Origin of the sequence: Candidatus Planktophila sp., from assembly GCA_030681675.1 — a bacterium.
Lineage (GTDB): Bacteria > Actinomycetota > Actinomycetes > Nanopelagicales > Nanopelagicaceae > Planktophila.
In genome coordinates, this window is sequence record JAUXRP010000040.1 from 1 (window position 1) to 15833 (window position 15833).

General features: G+C 45.5%; 15 protein-coding genes. 7 read left to right on the top strand and 8 right to left on the bottom strand.

The window, feature by feature from the left end; translation table 11 throughout:
• Both Q8K48_07025 and Q8K48_07030 read left to right on the top strand, forming a co-directional pair.
• A partial coding sequence (locus Q8K48_07025) for a type II toxin-antitoxin system Phd/YefM family antitoxin (GenBank protein ID MDP1852150.1) occupies positions 1-354 on the top strand: 354 nt, incomplete at its 5' end.
• Positions 351-602 (top strand): type II toxin-antitoxin system RelE/ParE family toxin, encoded by a 252-nt coding sequence (locus tag Q8K48_07030; protein MDP1852151.1) that lies wholly within the window; start codon positions 351-353, stop codon positions 600-602. The genes Q8K48_07025 and Q8K48_07030, both read left to right, overlap by 4 nt.
• Positions 603-645: 43 nt before the next feature.
• Here the strand turns inward: Q8K48_07030 and Q8K48_07035 are convergent, their stop codons facing one another.
• The 3 genes from Q8K48_07035 to Q8K48_07045 form a co-directional block, all read right to left on the bottom strand.
• On the bottom strand, positions 646-1422 hold the full coding sequence (locus Q8K48_07035) for a hypothetical protein (GenBank protein MDP1852152.1): 777 nt from the start codon (positions 1420-1422) through the stop codon (positions 646-648).
• Positions 1423-1426: 4 nt separating this feature from the next.
• Positions 1427-2335 carry a DNA-processing protein DprA gene (locus tag Q8K48_07040; protein MDP1852153.1) on the bottom strand — a complete coding sequence of 303 codons (909 nt, stop codon included), beginning with the start codon at positions 2333-2335 and terminating at the stop codon, positions 1427-1429.
• 143 nt (positions 2336-2478) lie between these two features.
• Positions 2479-2742 (bottom strand): type II toxin-antitoxin system RelB/DinJ family antitoxin, encoded by a 264-nt coding sequence (locus Q8K48_07045; protein ID MDP1852154.1) that lies wholly within the window; start codon positions 2740-2742, stop codon positions 2479-2481.
• 329 nt (positions 2743-3071) lie between these two features.
• Here Q8K48_07045 and pulA point away from each other — a divergent pair, with 329 nt between their 5' ends.
• Positions 3072-5456 carry a type I pullulanase gene (pulA, locus tag Q8K48_07050; protein MDP1852155.1) on the top strand — a complete coding sequence of 795 codons (2385 nt, stop codon included), beginning with the start codon at positions 3072-3074 and terminating at the stop codon, positions 5454-5456.
• Positions 5457-5468: 12 nt separating this feature from the next.
• Here the strand turns inward: pulA and Q8K48_07055 are convergent, their stop codons facing one another.
• The gene (locus Q8K48_07055) at positions 5469-6116 is read right to left on the bottom strand and encodes a VOC family protein (GenBank protein MDP1852156.1); all 648 of its coding nucleotides are present in this window, start codon (positions 6114-6116) and stop codon (positions 5469-5471) included.
• 203 nt (positions 6117-6319) lie between these two features.
• Here Q8K48_07055 and Q8K48_07060 point away from each other — a divergent pair, with 203 nt between their 5' ends.
• The gene (locus tag Q8K48_07060; GenBank protein MDP1852157.1) at positions 6320-6730 is read left to right on the top strand and encodes a DUF2384 domain-containing protein; all 411 of its coding nucleotides are present in this window, start codon (positions 6320-6322) and stop codon (positions 6728-6730) included.
• Positions 6731-7285 carry a hypothetical protein gene (locus tag Q8K48_07065; GenBank protein ID MDP1852158.1) on the top strand — a complete coding sequence of 185 codons (555 nt, stop codon included), beginning with the start codon at positions 6731-6733 and terminating at the stop codon, positions 7283-7285.
• Between the two features lie 3 nt (positions 7286-7288).
• Here the strand turns inward: Q8K48_07065 and Q8K48_07070 are convergent, their stop codons facing one another.
• From Q8K48_07070 to tmk, 3 genes are read right to left on the bottom strand one after another with little or no spacing between them, the layout of a single operon-like run.
• A complete protein-coding gene (locus Q8K48_07070) occupies positions 7289-8833 on the bottom strand; it encodes an alpha/beta hydrolase (GenBank protein MDP1852159.1) in 1545 nt (514 codons plus the stop codon).
• Complete coding sequence (locus tag Q8K48_07075) at positions 8817-9998, bottom strand: DNA polymerase III subunit delta' (protein MDP1852160.1); 1182 nt, start codon at positions 9996-9998, stop codon at positions 8817-8819. The genes Q8K48_07070 and Q8K48_07075 overlap by 17 nt, the downstream gene beginning before the upstream one ends.
• Positions 9995-12196, bottom strand: a complete 2202-nt coding sequence (gene tmk / locus Q8K48_07080) for a dTMP kinase (GenBank protein ID MDP1852161.1) — start codon at positions 12194-12196, stop codon at positions 9995-9997. Before tmk ends, Q8K48_07075 begins: the two co-directional genes overlap by 4 nt.
• Positions 12197-12306: 110 nt before the next feature.
• Between tmk and Q8K48_07085 the strand changes: the two genes are divergently transcribed.
• Together Q8K48_07085 and Q8K48_07090 are read left to right on the top strand one after the other, a co-directional pair.
• Complete coding sequence (locus tag Q8K48_07085) at positions 12307-12651, top strand: type II toxin-antitoxin system prevent-host-death family antitoxin (protein ID MDP1852162.1); 345 nt, start codon at positions 12307-12309, stop codon at positions 12649-12651.
• Entirely contained in the window at positions 12648-13040 is a 393-nt protein-coding gene (locus Q8K48_07090; GenBank protein MDP1852163.1) for a type II toxin-antitoxin system VapC family toxin, read from the top strand. The genes Q8K48_07085 and Q8K48_07090 overlap by 4 nt, the downstream gene beginning before the upstream one ends.
• Here Q8K48_07090 and topA read toward each other — a convergent pair whose 3' ends face one another.
• A complete protein-coding gene (topA, locus tag Q8K48_07095; protein ID MDP1852164.1) occupies positions 13041-15818 on the bottom strand; it encodes a type I DNA topoisomerase in 2778 nt (925 codons plus the stop codon).
• Positions 15819-15833: the final 15 nt, after the last annotated feature.

The window sequence follows — 15833 nt, forward strand, 5'->3', positions numbered from 1 at the left end:
CCCAAGGAGCGCGAATTGGCCGGCGCTAAAACTCATGGAGCGAGTATAGGTATCACTCAGGGGATTAATTTGTACAAATTATTCAGTATTTGGTACGATATTTGCATGACCGATTTATCTATATCTGAAGCCCGAGCCGAACTATCTGGTGCCATTGCCTTGGCTGAAAAGCGGCCCGTTACTATCTCTAGACACGGCAAGCCAATCGCAGTCCTTATTACTCCCTCACTCTATGAAAAATTTGTTGAATCAATGGAAGAGCTTGAAGACATAGTGGATTTTGATAAGGCCTCAACTGAAAACGATCCATCGATTCCATGGGAGCAGGTTAAAAAGGACCTTGGATTGTTTTGAGTAGATACACAATTACAGTAAAAAAACAGGCCGAGAAATATCTCCACACGCTTCCAAAGAGAGATCGATTGAGGATAATCGGAGTGATTGAACTGCTCGGCGATAACCCACTACCGCCTAAAGCTTTGAAACTCACGGGCCGAGAGGGCTATCGCATCCGAGTTGGTGATTACCGGATTATCTACTCATTTAGCAGCAAGCAGTTAAGTATCCTCATCATCAAGATTGGTAATCGCAAAGCGATTTAGGGAGTCGGTGAGTGCGTGTTTAGGGTTCGCATTTTGAGCAAATTTATAGAACTAATTTGCAGTGGTTGAAAGAAAAAGGGCAATCATTGGGTTCATAAACTTTGTCATTGATTGCTCCCGCAACAAACCTACTCGTTGCAGGCCAATCAGTTCGAAGCCATCGTGCTACAACTAGAACACTAACCTCATTTGCTCCTAAACTTCTGAGTTTGGCTGCCAATGACTGTGCGTGCGCGCCAGTAGTCCACGTATCTTCAAGAATTAGAGTATGGCCGAGAGCCCTAGAAATTGAATGCAACTCGTACTGATCTGGATTTAACTCTCTGCTTTCAGATTCTGTCGGAAGAACATATTTTGCTTCTACAAACTCTAAGTTAAACTCTTGACTAAGATATTCAGTAACTCTTCGTAGAGGGTGTGATACCCGTCCTTTAGACGAAGGTACATAGGTAATTGATTGAATTGGATTCTGAATACAATTAATGTGAAGCCCAATGGCAGTTATAATTAATAGAATGATATTCAAATAGAGTTCGCTGGGTTCTAACTCAGGATCAAAATTCTCTTTGTAGCCATGCATCAAGAGCATCGATTGAGAATTATTATTAGCATACGCAATTGGGTAAACATGGTCTGCTAATTGGAGTCCTTGTGCGATTGACGCAACTCGAGCACTGTTACAAGCTTTACACACACTGTACCCATTCACTGGAGTTCTACACACTTCGCAAAAATCACTGCCTTGTTGAGTACCGTAGAGGTAACCACCCACAACTCTTCTCAAATAATCTGCATACGCGCTAAGCGCTTCCTTATCCATGGAACTAAACTATTTGAGATATTAGTTCACGAACCACTTGAGGAATAGGTTGTGAATATTCAAGAGCAAGATCAATGGCTTCAGAGACATTTTGTGCCACAAATACGCCTGGGTGCTTACTTAACTCCTTTGCCCAAAGAGTCTGGTCTACAACTCGTTGGGTTAGAATTACTGAACGACCATGAGCAATAGCTACTCGACCTTGAATTCGAGTTCCACTATTTTCACCAGCCTCAACAATTAGACTGGCTCGACTGTAACCAGACATAACGGCATTTCTCATCGGAAATGAGTATTTAGTGGGCGAAAACCCTGGTTGGAATTGAGAAAGAACCAATCCCTCGCTAGCAATCCTGTTTTGTAAACTCATATTTGTTGGTGGATAAGAAATATCAAGACCGTTTCCGAGTATGGCAACTGTTCTCATACCATGCTTCAGCGCCTCTGTGTGCGCGCAAGTATCCACACCTAAAGCTAATCCAGAAACTATTGTAACATCCGAATTTCTTAAACCCTTAATCAAATCTGCCACATAACTCAGTGCCCATTCCGATGGTGTTCTTGTTCCCACCACGCTCAAAGCTTGAGTCTCTACTTTCAAGATACCTTTGATCCAAATAACCGCCGGCATTTCATGAATTGTCGCTAACTGCTCTGGATAATCTGAGTCGAAACAAGAAAGCATTCTTAAGCCTGCGGTTTTTGATCTAGCAATAACATCGCTTGCATCTTCGAGCAATTTCCGGCCAATTTCATCTTCAAACAACGTGGTTGAAAACTTCTGATCCCATACGGCGCTAATTCCTCCGGAGAGACGAATATCGTCAATTAGTTTGAACGTAGAAGTCTTCTTATCTGGTGCAATGGACATGGCCAGAAGTTGTAAGAGTTCATTTTGCGGAATCGAGCTCATGTATTAACAATATCTTCCTACACTGACTAAAGCGTTAATTGCCTGAATATTGTCCCTCTACCAATAATCTCTGAGAGCGAATCGCTGACTTTGGATGTAGCCTTCAGGATCAACCTTCAAGAATCGAACTAAACAAGGCGTGCTCAAGTGTTCGCATTCAGTTCGCCAAATAGATCATTAAGGTTTTTAGATTTTTTCACCCTCCCAGCTCGTGCGGCCTTCATAGCGGCGATGGTTTTTTTGTTTGGAATAAGTGGGTCAAATGGCAGAGCTTTGTCCTGCACAACACGGATAAGCATCATTCGATAGGCATCAGAAAGGGTGAGGCCGGCGGCGGCCAAAATGTCGGCGGCTTCTTCTTTGAGTTTGCCGTTTACGCGGGCTCGAACTACTGAATCTGCAAGCATTATTGAGGCTCCATTTCTTGATGTGGCTACATTGTAGCCACAATTTGAATCTCGTGCCAAGCCGTTGGAATTGAAGATTCCAGAAGTTTCTTGACCTCGAACTGCCGAAAATAAACGATAAACCTCACACGCTGACTGTTAGGTTTTATGGAAATTGAAACTCGGTTTACGCTCAATCCGCTTAAAGAGAAATGTTAAACCTAACACCCTGACTGTTAGGTTTTAAAAGATGAAACAAATTGATTACAAGAATTGAGTAAGGGTAAAAGGATTCCCGCGCCAACAGGGCACTCAGGTGAAGGGACCTGAGTACTGGTTAGATTGTGTCTATGAGAATTCAACCTGGCTTTAGAACTCCCCGTACCACCTTAGTAGGGCTACTAATCACGGTCCTGGCGGGCATCGTGATGCCGGCCATTAGTTCAGCGGCAGCGCCTGATGTCGTAAAGCTAGTTGTGCACTACCAGCGCCCAGCCGGTGATTATGCAGGCTGGAACTTGTGGCTCTGGAAGAACTCATCTAATAACGCCTTAGACAAATCCATTGATCCAAAAGGAGTCCAGTTCAATGGCGATGACAGTTTTGGCAAAGTTTTAACTTTAGAGATTCCCGACATGAAGGGTTTTGACGATATTGGCATCATCGTTCGCTTGAATGATTGGGCACAAAAAGATGTCGACGCCGATCGTTTTATCAGCGTTTTTGATGCAAATGGAAAGGCAGAAGTCTGGCTGCGCAAAGGTGATACACAGATTCACTACTCGCTGCCAACTGAGGCGGTTAAGGAAAATCCTGCTATTGCGCAGGCAAAGATTTACGACTCGTTAGAGTTTTCAAAGAAGTACACCTATAAAGGTGATGATTTAGGAAATACATATAGCAAAAGTAAAACTGCATTTCGCGTATGGGCACCGACAGCAACCGAGGTTTCAATGGTTACATATGCTTCGGCCGAAAGTAATGCATCAACTGGAGTTGTTGTTGCGATGAAAAGTGATGTAAATGGAACGTGGACGACATCACTAAGCGGTGATAAGAATGGTTTGATTTATAACTACCGTGTTACAGTCGATGGGGTTATGCGCGAAGCGGTTGACCCCTATGTTCGTGCAACGACCGTTAATGGTTTACGGGGCGTCGTCGTTGATCTCTCAAAGACAGATCCAAAAGGGTGGTCAACTAAGAAGCCAAAATTTAGCGGCAGGCCATCGGATGCCGTCGTTTACGAACTTCATGTTCGCGATCTTTCAATCGATTCATCTAGTGGAGTTAAAGCCGTAAATGCCGGAAAGTATTTAGCCTTCACTGAGACAAAAACTAGCAAATCTGGAACTTCGACTGCAGTTGCATCGATTAAAGAGCTTGGTGTGACCCATGTTGAACTGTTGCCCGTCTTTGACTTTGCTTCGGTCGATGAAAAGAACCCTACCTTTAACTGGGGATATGACCCTCAGAATTACAACGTCCCTGAAGGCTCTTATAGCTCAGATCCAACTAAACCGACGGTGCGTATTACTGAATTGAAATCAGCTATCCAGGCGCTTCACAATCAAGGTCTGCGCGTGAATATGGACGTTGTCTATAACCACGTCTTTGACGTTAATAGCTTTAGTCAAAACCAGATTGTTCCGGGCTACTTCTTTAGAACCGATAGCAACGGCGCTCTGACTAATGGAAGTGGCATAGGCAACGATGTAGCGTCAGAGCGGTCGATGGTCAGTAAATTTATCGTGGATTCAGTTAAATACTGGGCAAGTGAGTACAACCTTGATGGCTTCCGCTTTGACCTAATGGGTTTAATGGATATCGATACTGTCACTGCAATTACTGCGGCTCTGAAAAAGATTGACAAGAGCATCATCATTATCGCCGAAGGGTGGAACATGGGAACCCTGCCCGAAAAAGATCGGGCGGGGCAGATGAATATTGATCTCTTACCTGGGGTTTCGATGTTTAATGATCAATTACGCGATGGGATTAAAGGTTCAGTCTTTGATCGTTTAGATCGAGGTTTTGCAACAGGTATCCCTGTATCGATAAACAGTGTCATGGCAGGTATTACTGGAAACACTGCATATTCAAATGTAATCACTACTAAGTGGACAACTATTGCACCGGGACAATCTGTTAACTATGTCGAATCCCATGACAACTTAACGTTAGCCGACAAGATTTCAGGAAGTGTTCCAAACTCAACGCCTGCACAAGTAGCGCAGATGTCACGTTTTGCATCCTCGATAGCCTTATTGGCGCAAGGGCTGCCATTTATTCAAGCTGGGCAAGAGTTTTTGCGTAGTAAAAACGGTGATGAGAATAGTTATAAATCATCTGATGCCGTGAACTCACTTAAGTGGAGCACCAAGGCGTCGAACATAACAACATACAAGTATTTCAAGGGTTTAATCGCACTTCGCAAAGCCCACCCGGCCTTTAGAATGAAAACGGAGGCGCAGGTTATTAAGAATCTGAAGTTCTACGCCCTTCCTAATAGTGTGATTATGTACTCGCTTACCGGTAAAGCTGTAAGGGATAGATCCGCAAGTATTGTTGTAATTCATAATCCAAATGCAACTGCGCAAAACATCAAGCTTCCGAAAGTTGGCAAATGGTCAGTTGTTGTTGCCGGTGACAAGGCTGGAACTAAAGTAATTAGTTCAGGCACGATGGCTAGTATTAACGTTGCTGGGCAAAGCACAACTGTGCTTCAGCAATAAGTTGTTTGTGAATTAGTCGAGGCGAACAATGCCGGTAGGCGTACTCAGATGCACAGCAACGATTCCATTTTCACCTTCATTTTCAGCAGGTGATAGCCAAACAACTTCTACGTTACTGCCAAGTGCTGCGGCGGCATCAGAGCCCAGCCAATCAGTAATAGTCTTTTCATCTCCAGCGATTTCAACTTTTAATATCTTTGCAACGGCTTTTCCATCTGTTGATGGGTGGTGGTTTTCAGTCCACTCAATAAAATATGGAAGTTGACGGTCCTCTAAAGTTCCAAGAACGCCAATCTGCCTCCAACGAATATCAGTTCCATCTGGTTTTGTGCGGTGACCTTCAACTGCCGAGCGACCTAAACGAGTTTCAATTGCGGCAACATCATCGACAGCAACTACCCATGTAAGCCAACCGCCGCCTTCTGCAGCCCTTCGTGAGACGGCCATTCCAAATGGTGATGAATCTGATGCTGGGTGATCGAGTGGACATACAACTTCTATGTAGTGGCCATTTTGAAGCGGCAGTGTGAAGTTGCGAGTACCAAATCTTGGGTGGACTCCGCCATCGACGAAAGTACTGCCAAGACGCGAACCTAAGCGCTGAACAGTGTCGGCCAATTGATCATGGGAGGTTACGTATGAAACATGGTCTAAGCGCATAGGTAATATCTTGCCCTATGAAATGGGGTGCTCTTTACCATAAATAGGGCGATTAGCAATGGGTTGGGCGGTGGATTTCGAGCTAACTTTTTCTGTGGTTTCACGGATGCTTTCGGTTATACGCTGAAAGGGGCGAAAATGGCTGTTTTACATACAGGTATTCAAAGAGTTACCCAACGATTATCATTGGGTAGGGGGTTTCTATGGCCGGAGTTAAAAAAGAGAAACAAGCAGTGTCTGGAAAGCGGTCAATAAAGATTAAGGCAGATGCCGATGGCATTTATCTGGTTAATGCCCAAATGCGCACGAAAAAATTAGCCGCAATTTTTGGTAATAACTCTCTTGCCCGAATAATTCAGGTCAACCAAAGTCAAACGTCTCGTTGGAGTGAAGGTGATGAACAAGCATCGCTTATCAATCAACAAAAACTCATCGACCTTGATTACATTATCGATCAATTATCCTTAACTTTATATCCTGATCAAATAGAACAATGGTTGCAAAATCCGAACGCACATTTAGGCGGAGCATCCCCTATCAATGTATTTCAAGTTAATGGTCTTGCCTCTGTGATTCCCGCAATAAGTGCATTGTCAACTGGGGCATTTGCATAAATGCTCGATTTATTTCGTGTCATTCCATTTGTACCAGATGCAAGGAAAGGTGAACCTGGGCATCCTCTTTACTTTCCACCAAATCAAGGTATGGCGCGCGTTGATAACTTGAACCACTACGCCGTTGGCTATTTAGCCACAAGTGGGAGTTGTGCAGTTTCAGAGAGTTTTGGTTTTCTATCTGTATGGGATTCAATGATGCTTCGCCCAATAAAAACTCTTCCTGAAAGCCGTTGGGTGATTGCGACCTACACTCTCAAACCAGAGAGCGTTATTTTTGATATGGATGATGCAGCTAATTTGCTGAAACTGAAAATTCGACCATCTCGGGTGGTATCGCGTGATCGAGGAGTTACACAATCGTGGGCGCTGAAGGTTTATACAAATAATGGAAGTTCAGGTGTCTCGTGGTGGAGTTTTTACAATCCAGATTGGTCATGTGTTGGATTATGGGATTTATCGAAATTAAAGGTTAAAGAGATTGAAGAACTCACTTTAGAAAATCTTTGTGTGGAAGAGGCTTCGCGCGAAACGAATACCCCAATCTTTAGATAGAAGTTACTGGGTGCAGGTAATGTTTTGAGTCGGAATATCGCCAGATACCAGATATGCATCTACGGCGTCATCAGTACAGGCAGAGCCCCGGCCATAGCCGGTATGGCCTTCACCGCGTAAAGTGACTAAACGAGAGCCTTTAATGTAGGCGGCAAGTGCTTTGGCCCACAAATATGGTGTCGCAGGATCTTGGGTAGTTCCGATAATCAGAACAGGGGTCGCTGTATTTTCAATTTGAGCAGAGTTGTGATCAATGGTAATCACCGTACGATTAATTCTCCGATTCAATGTGTTGCATGTGATTCCGCTAAAGGCAACATAGGGACCAAATACTGGAGCGGCCTTAGCAAACTTCGCTGAAGCCAGACGGATGGCTTCATTACTTCGAATCTGCTGCCAATCTAAGCAGTTAATAATTATGTTGGCATCATTTTGATTGTCTTTATATGTTCCATCACTCTTTCGCCCGTTGTACCCATCGGCCAACTGAGCAAAACCCGTTCCATCTCCGAGTAACGCTTGTGAAATTGCATTTCGTAATTGCGGCCAACCTGTTTCATCGTCATAGAGTGCGGCTGCCGTCCCTGTCACAACGAGTCCCTCTGTTATCTGACGCTTCTGCCTTGTAGTTTTATCAGTTGTTGTTAATGGTTGATTCGAAACTCTACTAAACAGATCGATAAAGAATTGTGGGGTTGCATCAATAGGCAATGGGCAGTTCTCATTTTTAAAACAATCGGTCATAAAGTTAGCGAGGGCTTTATCAAATCCAATAGCTTGAACTAATGTTTGTTGCTCAATTGAAATACCTGGATGAATAGCTCCATCTAAAACAAAACGGCCCACTTTCTCTGGAAAATCTTGGGCATATAGAGTTCCTAAATATGTTCCATATGAAAAACCCATGTAGTTGAGTTTCGCGTCACCGAGGCTTTGGCGCAGTAGCTCCATGTCGTGGGCGGCATCGCGTGTTGAAAAGTGAGCAAGGTTGGGTACCTTATCTACACACTCATCTATAAAGCTTTGGGTCTCAATGATCGCCTGAGCGAATTCGGCGTCGTTATCGGGCTTTGGATCACCAGATAGCAAGGCATCTTGTTCTGAGGCGTTTAGGCATTGAATAGCCGTGGATTGGCCTACCCCACGTGGGTCAAAGCCTACGATGTCATAGCGCTCCAAGATCTCAGGGTTCAGAAGGAATTCGGCGTTAAGGGCGAATTCAATCCCGCTTACTCCAGGTCCACCTGGGTTAACGACGAGTGAACCAAGTCGCTCATGCTGATTCTGATCTCTGTAGCGAAGTACTGCAATATCGAATTCACCCAGTGAAGCATCGCTGTAGTCGATAGGAACTTTTAACGTCGCGCATTGAAAACCACCGTTACAACTTTTCCACGCTAATTTCGAAACGTCGTTGCTAGCCGTTGGAAATGGTGCCCTAGCAGTTGACGAACAACTTGAGAGTAAGAGAGCAGTTATTGCAATAACTAGCGCGCATTTATTTTTTAAGATTTCAAGACCTGTCTCTTGTTCAACGGGCAAGGACACACATTAGAGCTTCGATGGTTAGGAGTGGCGCAGCATTGTGGCTCAAGTTCGTGCGTGCCTCCATAATTGCATTGATCTTATGTATCGTCATGTGCGCCTTAGTGTTTTTAGCATATGTGGTGATCTGATGTTCGATCTCTTTGTTTATTAATGCATCAACGCTACCGGCTTGCACCATCATGACATCGCGGTAGAAAGTCGCAATATCCAGAAGCGCAGCATCAAGGCTATCTCGAACCATTCGTGTGCTACGAGTTTTTTGCTCTTTCTCTAACTCTTTAATTGCTTTGCTGGCGCCGCTTGCCATACCGCGACCGGTTGCACCTTTTCCATAAGCAAGGGATAAAGCATCTAACTCACTCTGGTTACGCTCATCAGCTGATGTTTGTGCCTGTTCCGTTGCTAGATCGATCAGCGTTTGGGCCGCTGCAAAGGCCGATGAGATTCCTTTCAATGAAAGCGGAAGTTTCATAATCGTGGTGCGGGTGTTGCGCACCGCTTCGTTCTTAGCTAAATATTTCGCACGACCGATATGTCCTTGACTTACGCGGGCGGCAAAGTCAGCCATCGCCGGATTGATTCCATCGCGGTTTTCCAGAACCCGTGCAACGGCGGCAGTCGAAGGTGTAACTAACTGCACGTGACGGCATCGGCTACGAATCGTCGGCAAAACATCATGCAAAGTCGGTGCACACAAAAGCCAGACCGTGCGGCTGCCAGGCTCCTCAATCGCTTTTAGTAGCGCGTTTGCCGCAGATTCGGTTAGTCGATCAGCATCTTCCATCACTACTATTCGCCAGCCGCCCATCGAAGGCGCCCATGCAACGCGGGCTAGGAGTTCGCGCACCTCATCAACCTTGATCGATAAACCCTCTGTACGCACAACCTCAACATCGGGGTGTGCGCCATGTACGACGCTGCGACAGGCATTGCATACTCCGCAGCCATCGTTTGGACAAACAAGGGCCTGAGCAAAAGCTATAGCGGCCGTTGATCGGCCAGATCCTGGCGGACCGGTAAAGAGCCAGGCATGGACCATCTGGTTATTTATTCCCTCTTCAGAGTTGCTCTCGCCGTTTCTTGTTGAGGCTACTGCCTTCTGTAAAATTTCAACCACATGGGCTTGTCCAACTAAATTCTCGTAAACGCTCGTTATTGAGCTCACTTCTTGGTGGCCGCCTTTTTCACTACAGGCTTCTTGCCCGCCTTTGTGGCAGATTTTCTTACCGCTTGAGTACTGCTCTTCACGGCTTTCGTTGCACTTGCTGAAGTCCTTTGAGCTGTACTCCTAACCGCTTTATTAACTGCGCGTATTGGACGCAGCAATAGTGCGCCTTTATCTTCTCGGGCGTTGCGCTTAAGTGCGGCTATCTCACTGACACGAGAGATAATTGCAGTATGTATTTCATCAATCGATTGATTGCCATCGACAATGAAATATCGTTCTGGATCTAAGAGTGAGAGTTGTATGAACTCCTGTCGAACACGTTCGTGAAAATCTAAGGGTTGTGATTCCAAACGATCTTTGTTGTGTAAACGCGCCAGGCCTATTTCTGCTGGTAGGTCGATGATTATTGTAAGCGTTGGAAATAGAGACTCTGTTGCCCAGCGCGAAATTCGAGCGACTTCTCCAGGCTCTAAAATTCGACCCGCGCCTTGATATGCAATCGATGAATCAAAGTATCGATCACTAATGACCACATCGCCTCTGGCAAGGGCTGGGCGTATAACCTTAAAGACATGGTTTGCGCGATCGGCGGCATACAACAAAGCCTCAGCCCTTGGACTGATGTCGCCAGTTGAGTGAGAGAGTAAAATCTTTCGAATCTCAATTCCTAAATCACTTCCCCCAGGTTCGCGGGATAAAACAACGCTTTCGCCCTCTTGTTCTAACCATGCTTTCAATAACTTCGCTTGCGTAGATTTTCCAATGCCTTCGCCGCCTTCAAAGGCGATGAATATTCCCTTGGTTGGTTCGCCAGTAATACTGCCAAGTTCACCTTTAAGTGCATTTGAAATATCTGACCAGAGAGAGATATTTGGGCGATCTTTCATTTGATGATATGAGGCCATACCGATTAACGAAGCGATAAGACCGGCAAGGAGAATTGTTACCGAGGCTCCGTTATAACTTACCTGTGTGTTTTGAAATCTAAATGTGTTTTGACCAACTGCGGCGGCGATCAAGGGGGCAATAGCTAAAACGCCTACTAAAACCACGCGGATCAGGCTTTGCACGAAGGCAAAAGTCCGTCCGCGAACATCGTCAGCGACCTCCATACCTAGCATCGTGAAGCCAGTGACCCATGAAATTCCACTGAAAGCGCCTAATGTAATAACGGTAAATACGGCAAGAACTAGGTTAGGGATAGCCGCAAGTACAACGAGAAAAAGGCCAGCGATTGTTAGTGATGCGCCAAATAATCGTCTCCGAGAAAACTGTGCAAAAATCTTAGGACCAAATGCAATACCGCCAGCTAAACCGGTAAAAACTGCGCCAAAAAGTACGCCATAGGCGGCTTCTCCTCCACCTAAATCTCCAACAAAAGTTCGGGCTAAACCGATAACCGCGCCGGCGGCGATAAATGCGCCAACCATTCCAACGACCAAGCCGCGAATAATTTTAGATGAACTAACGGCCTTCCAGCCTTCAAGTAAGGATTTAAGAATTCCAGTTTCGGTGGCATGTTTTGCTGCAGCACCCTTAGGGATTTCATGTAAGTTGAAAATTGTAAATGCGGCGAAAGCGAAGCTAGCTGCATTTACATACAGTGCAACATCAACGGCCGTTGCACTAAAACCCGGAATGATTGCGACAAAGGCCGATGTAAAGAGCGAGAGTAGAGTAAATAGAGCTGCGGCAATTGGCGCAGTGCCATATGCGGCAAGCAAAGAGACTTGATTAGCCGACTCTAATTTTTCACGCGGAACAAGATTTGGAACAGATGCCTCTTTAGCCGGCGACCAAAAGAGCGTTACGCATTCCACTAAAATAGTTGCCGTGTATAACCAAAAATAATTTTGTGCCAGTGGTATGGAAATGTACAGTGCAGAGCGTATAACATCACACGCGACCATTAATTTACGCCGATCAAAGCGATCGGCGATTACACCCGCGATTGGACCTAAGAAAACCGCGGGTAATAATCGTGCAATGAATACACCAGCAATGGCAAAGTTCGCTGTTGTGTAATCTCCGCCAGAGAGTTGTTGAGCTAACGCTGTTGTTGCTAAAAGGCCCAGCCAATCACCAAGTGAGGAAAAGACCATCGAGTTCCAGAGTTTTCGAAAGGGCCTAATCGCTAGAACACCCCTTGTTAGATCCTGCGCCGGAGCGGCAGGGTTTGGCAGAGTTCTAGACATGGCGCGAAGTCTATCGGGGCGTACTGATGCGACCTATAGAGGCTCAAACCCCCTTATTTAAAGGGGGTTATCAGGTGTAGCACAAATATACTTTTGTGCTACAGTGAACCATGACCACAGCGGCAAAAAAAACAAAGAAGTCAGGACCTTCTGAGAAAAGTGCAGAAGCAACTATCACTACACAAACAGTCGGCGTTCGCGAACTTCGCCAATCGGCATCAAAAATATTAGATCAAGTAAAAGATGGCGTTGTATTTGAAATCACAGAGCATGGAGTTCCAGTTGCTCGATTGGTTCCAATTACTAAATCTCTCTATGAGGAATATATCGCTGCAGGATTAATCATTCCTGCAGAAAATCCCATAACACATTTCGAGGTACCAACGTTCAAATTGAAGGGTAAGAAAACTTCCACTGAACTTCTTATGGAGATTCGCGCAGAGGCACGCTATTGAGTTGGTACGCAGATAGCTCTGCGCTTCTTAAGCTGCTAATTGTAGAGAAGGAGTCCGTTGCCTTAACAGATTTTATTGATTTCACAATAAAGAGTTCTGTTTTAACTCGAGTAGAGGTGATTCGTACACTTCACAAAATTGCTCCGGAAAAGATCACTGACGCTCAAATAATTCTTGATGGAATTGATTTGACTCCTGTAAATCCCGCTATCCTGAATGTAGCTGAAAACTTCTCTCCTTCAATAACTCTGAAATCATTAGATGCACTCCATATAGCAACAGTGATCTTCTTAGATAAATCAGTTGAGGGTGTTATAACGTATGACAAAGCCATGATTAAGAACGCTAAAGAACTAGGGATTAAAGTTATATCCCCTGGTATGAAGTAGTTACTCTGCATTTTTCGTTATCGCTTTTCCTGACGCAGCTTTTTTCGCCGCCTTCTTAGCGCCAGCTTTCTTTATAACATTCTTAGTAAGTGTTGGTGCGGTGTCGCCCTTCTTTGGCTTCGCAGCCGCCTTCTTCCGGGATTTTTTAGGCGAAGGTCCGTTTTCGGCCTCCCAGGCTCGGCGACCCGCTAGGAGCTCTAATCCACGCTCAAGAGTCATGCCCTCTGCCGTATCGCCTCGGCGAAGCGTTGCATTTGTTTCACCGTCTGTGACATACATGCCGAAACGTCCATCTTTAATAATTAATGGTTTCGCGCTTACTGGATCCACGCCTAACTCTTTAACTGGCGGTTTAGCCACACCACGGCGTCGCTCTTTAGGTTTCGAATAAATTTCTAGCGCTTCATCCAGAGTCAATGAAAATAATTGATCTTCAGAGGTCAACGTGCGGCTATCAACACCAGCCTTTAAGTACGGCCCATAACGTCCGTTTTGCACTGTAATCTCATCGCCAGCTGAATTTGTTCCTAGGGTTCGCGGAAGTGCGAGAAGTTGTAGCGCATCTTCATAGGTAACGGTGTCAAGTGTCATTGTGGAAAGAAGTGATGCAGTTTTAGCTTTAGGTGCATCGGCCTTCTTTCGCTTCTTTTTTCCAGTTGCAGTCAACTCTGGTTCAACAACGGGTAGAACTTCAGTGATGTATGGACCAAAGCGTCCGCTCTTTGCAATCACAGGAAATCCAGTTGCAGGATCAATTCCTAGATCGCGCTCACCTGATGGTGCCTCTAATAACTCAATTGCTTTTGCAAGTGTTAACTCATCGGGTGCTAATGACTCAGGGATATTTGCTAACTTACGCTCTTCATCGGGCAAGTTCTCTTGCAAATATGCACCGTATCGACCTACACGAATTTCAATCGTGTCAGATAAGTTCATGGTGTTAGTTGCTCGTGCATCAATAACACCAAGGTCTGCAGATAATTCATTTAATCCTGGCTGTCCATCGACACCATAAAAGAAATCCCGCAGCCAATCCACGCGTCCAGCTTCACCGGAGGCAATCTTGTCTAGATCCTCTTCCATGCTGGCGGTAAACTCATAATCAACTAGCTTTGTGAAGTGCGTTTCAAGCAGACCAGTTACTGAAAAAGCTAAGAAAGTTGGCACCAATGCGCGGCCACGCTTATAGACATAACCACGATCTTGAATCGTTTGAATAATCGATGCAAAAGTCGATGGGCGGCCAATACCGAGCTCTTCTAACTTCTTAACAAGGGTCGGTTCGGTATAACGGGCTGGGGACTTGGTTTCATGGCCTTCGCAGGTGTATTCATTAACTTTAACGGTTTGGCCAAGCGCCATCGCAGGTAGGCGCTTACCTTCGCTCTCTTCCTCTTTGTTTTCTTCAGTGTTGATTTCATCATAGGCCGCTAAGAAGCCGGCAAAAGTAATCACCGATCCATTAGCGCGGAAGATAGTTGCTTTGCCGTCATTTGTTTGTGCATCAAAGTCAACACGCATCTGTAGTTTCTTTGCATCGGCCATCTGCGATGCAACGGTGCGTTTCCAGATTAAGTCATAGAGTGCGAACTCATCACGTGATAGTTCTGAGGCTAACTCTCCAGGGGTTTTAAAGCTTTCTCCCGCTGGGCGGATGGCTTCATGCGCCTCTTGTGCATTTTTAGTTTTACCTTGATATATGCGTGGGCTATCTGCAACATGATCAGCGCCATAGAGTGCTTTTGCAGCCTTGCGTGCCGCATCGATAGCTTGAGCAGATAAGTTGACGCTATCGGTACGCATGTAAGTGATGTAACCGTTTTCATATAAACGTTGCGCGATGCGCATTGTTATCTGTGCACCCCAACCAAGTCGGCTGCCCGCATCTTGTTGCATCGTCGATGTTGTAAAAGGTGGCTTAGGGCGCTCGGTTCGTGGGCTTTCCTCCATTGACTTAACAATGAGCGATGAGGATTTAAGTGAACCAACTAACTGCTTAGCACCGGTTTCATCGAGTAATAAAATATTGTCAAGAGATTTTTCTTTTACCGCTCCATCGGCACCAAAGTCACTTGTTGACGCAACTTTTTTCCCGTCAACTTCTAATAAACGTGCGTTAAAACCCAGCGCCGTGATTGCCGCTAAATCCCACCAGCCCGATGAGATAAAGGCCATGCGTTCGCGCTCTTTCTCAACGATTAAACGCGTTGCAACGGATTGCACACGCCCAGCTGAAATTCTCGGCATAACTTTTTTCCATAAAACAGGTGAGAGTCGGTAACCAAATAAACGATCCAGTACGCGGCGAGTTTCCTGAGCATCGATTAAGTGGTAATCCAAGTCGCGGGTATTTTCAACGGCCGATTGAATCGCCTCTTTAGTGATCTCGTTAAAGACCATGCGCTTAATCGGCACTTTGGGTTGCAGGACCTCGACTAGGTGCCAGGCGATAGCTTCGCCTTCGCGATCCTCATCCGTTGCCAGAATTAATTCTTCGGCGTTTTTCATGAGCTCTTTTAACTCAGCGACCTTGGCCCGCTTATCTGGGTTAATGACATATAGGGGGGCGAAATCGTTTTCGATATCGACGCCCTCTTTAGCCCAAGCGATTTTTTTATACTCTTTTGGGATATCGGCTGCACGCTGAGGGAGATCACGTATATGCCCGACGCTAGCCTCGACGACGTATCCGTCGCCGAGGTAGGCGCCAATCTTCCTGGCCTTTGCCGGTGATTCGACAATCACCAACTTAATCAGGTCAGTTTTTACTTTTGCCATGTAGTCCTTTTAGTC

Coding starts and splice junctions, on each gene's coding strand:
- topA (MDP1852164.1), bottom strand. CDS start 15,818: ATGGCAAAAGTAAAAACTGACCTGATTAAGTTGGTGATTGTCGAATCA.
- Q8K48_07055 (MDP1852156.1), bottom strand. CDS start 6,116: ATGCGCTTAGACCATGTTTCATACGTAACCTCCCATGATCAATTGGCC.
- pulA (MDP1852155.1), top strand. CDS start 3,072: ATGAGAATTCAACCTGGCTTTAGAACTCCCCGTACCACCTTAGTAGGG.
- Q8K48_07040 (MDP1852153.1), bottom strand. CDS start 2,335: ATGAGCTCGATTCCGCAAAATGAACTCTTACAACTTCTGGCCATGTCC.
- Q8K48_07035 (MDP1852152.1), bottom strand. CDS start 1,422: ATGGATAAGGAAGCGCTTAGCGCGTATGCAGATTATTTGAGAAGAGTT.
- Q8K48_07085 (MDP1852162.1), top strand. CDS start 12,307: ATGACCACAGCGGCAAAAAAAACAAAGAAGTCAGGACCTTCTGAGAAA.
- Q8K48_07065 (MDP1852158.1), top strand. CDS start 6,731: ATGCTCGATTTATTTCGTGTCATTCCATTTGTACCAGATGCAAGGAAA.
- tmk (MDP1852161.1), bottom strand. CDS start 12,196: ATGTCTAGAACTCTGCCAAACCCTGCCGCTCCGGCGCAGGATCTAACA.
- Q8K48_07045 (MDP1852154.1), bottom strand. CDS start 2,742: ATGCTTGCAGATTCAGTAGTTCGAGCCCGCGTAAACGGCAAACTCAAA.
- Q8K48_07060 (MDP1852157.1), top strand. CDS start 6,320: ATGGCCGGAGTTAAAAAAGAGAAACAAGCAGTGTCTGGAAAGCGGTCA.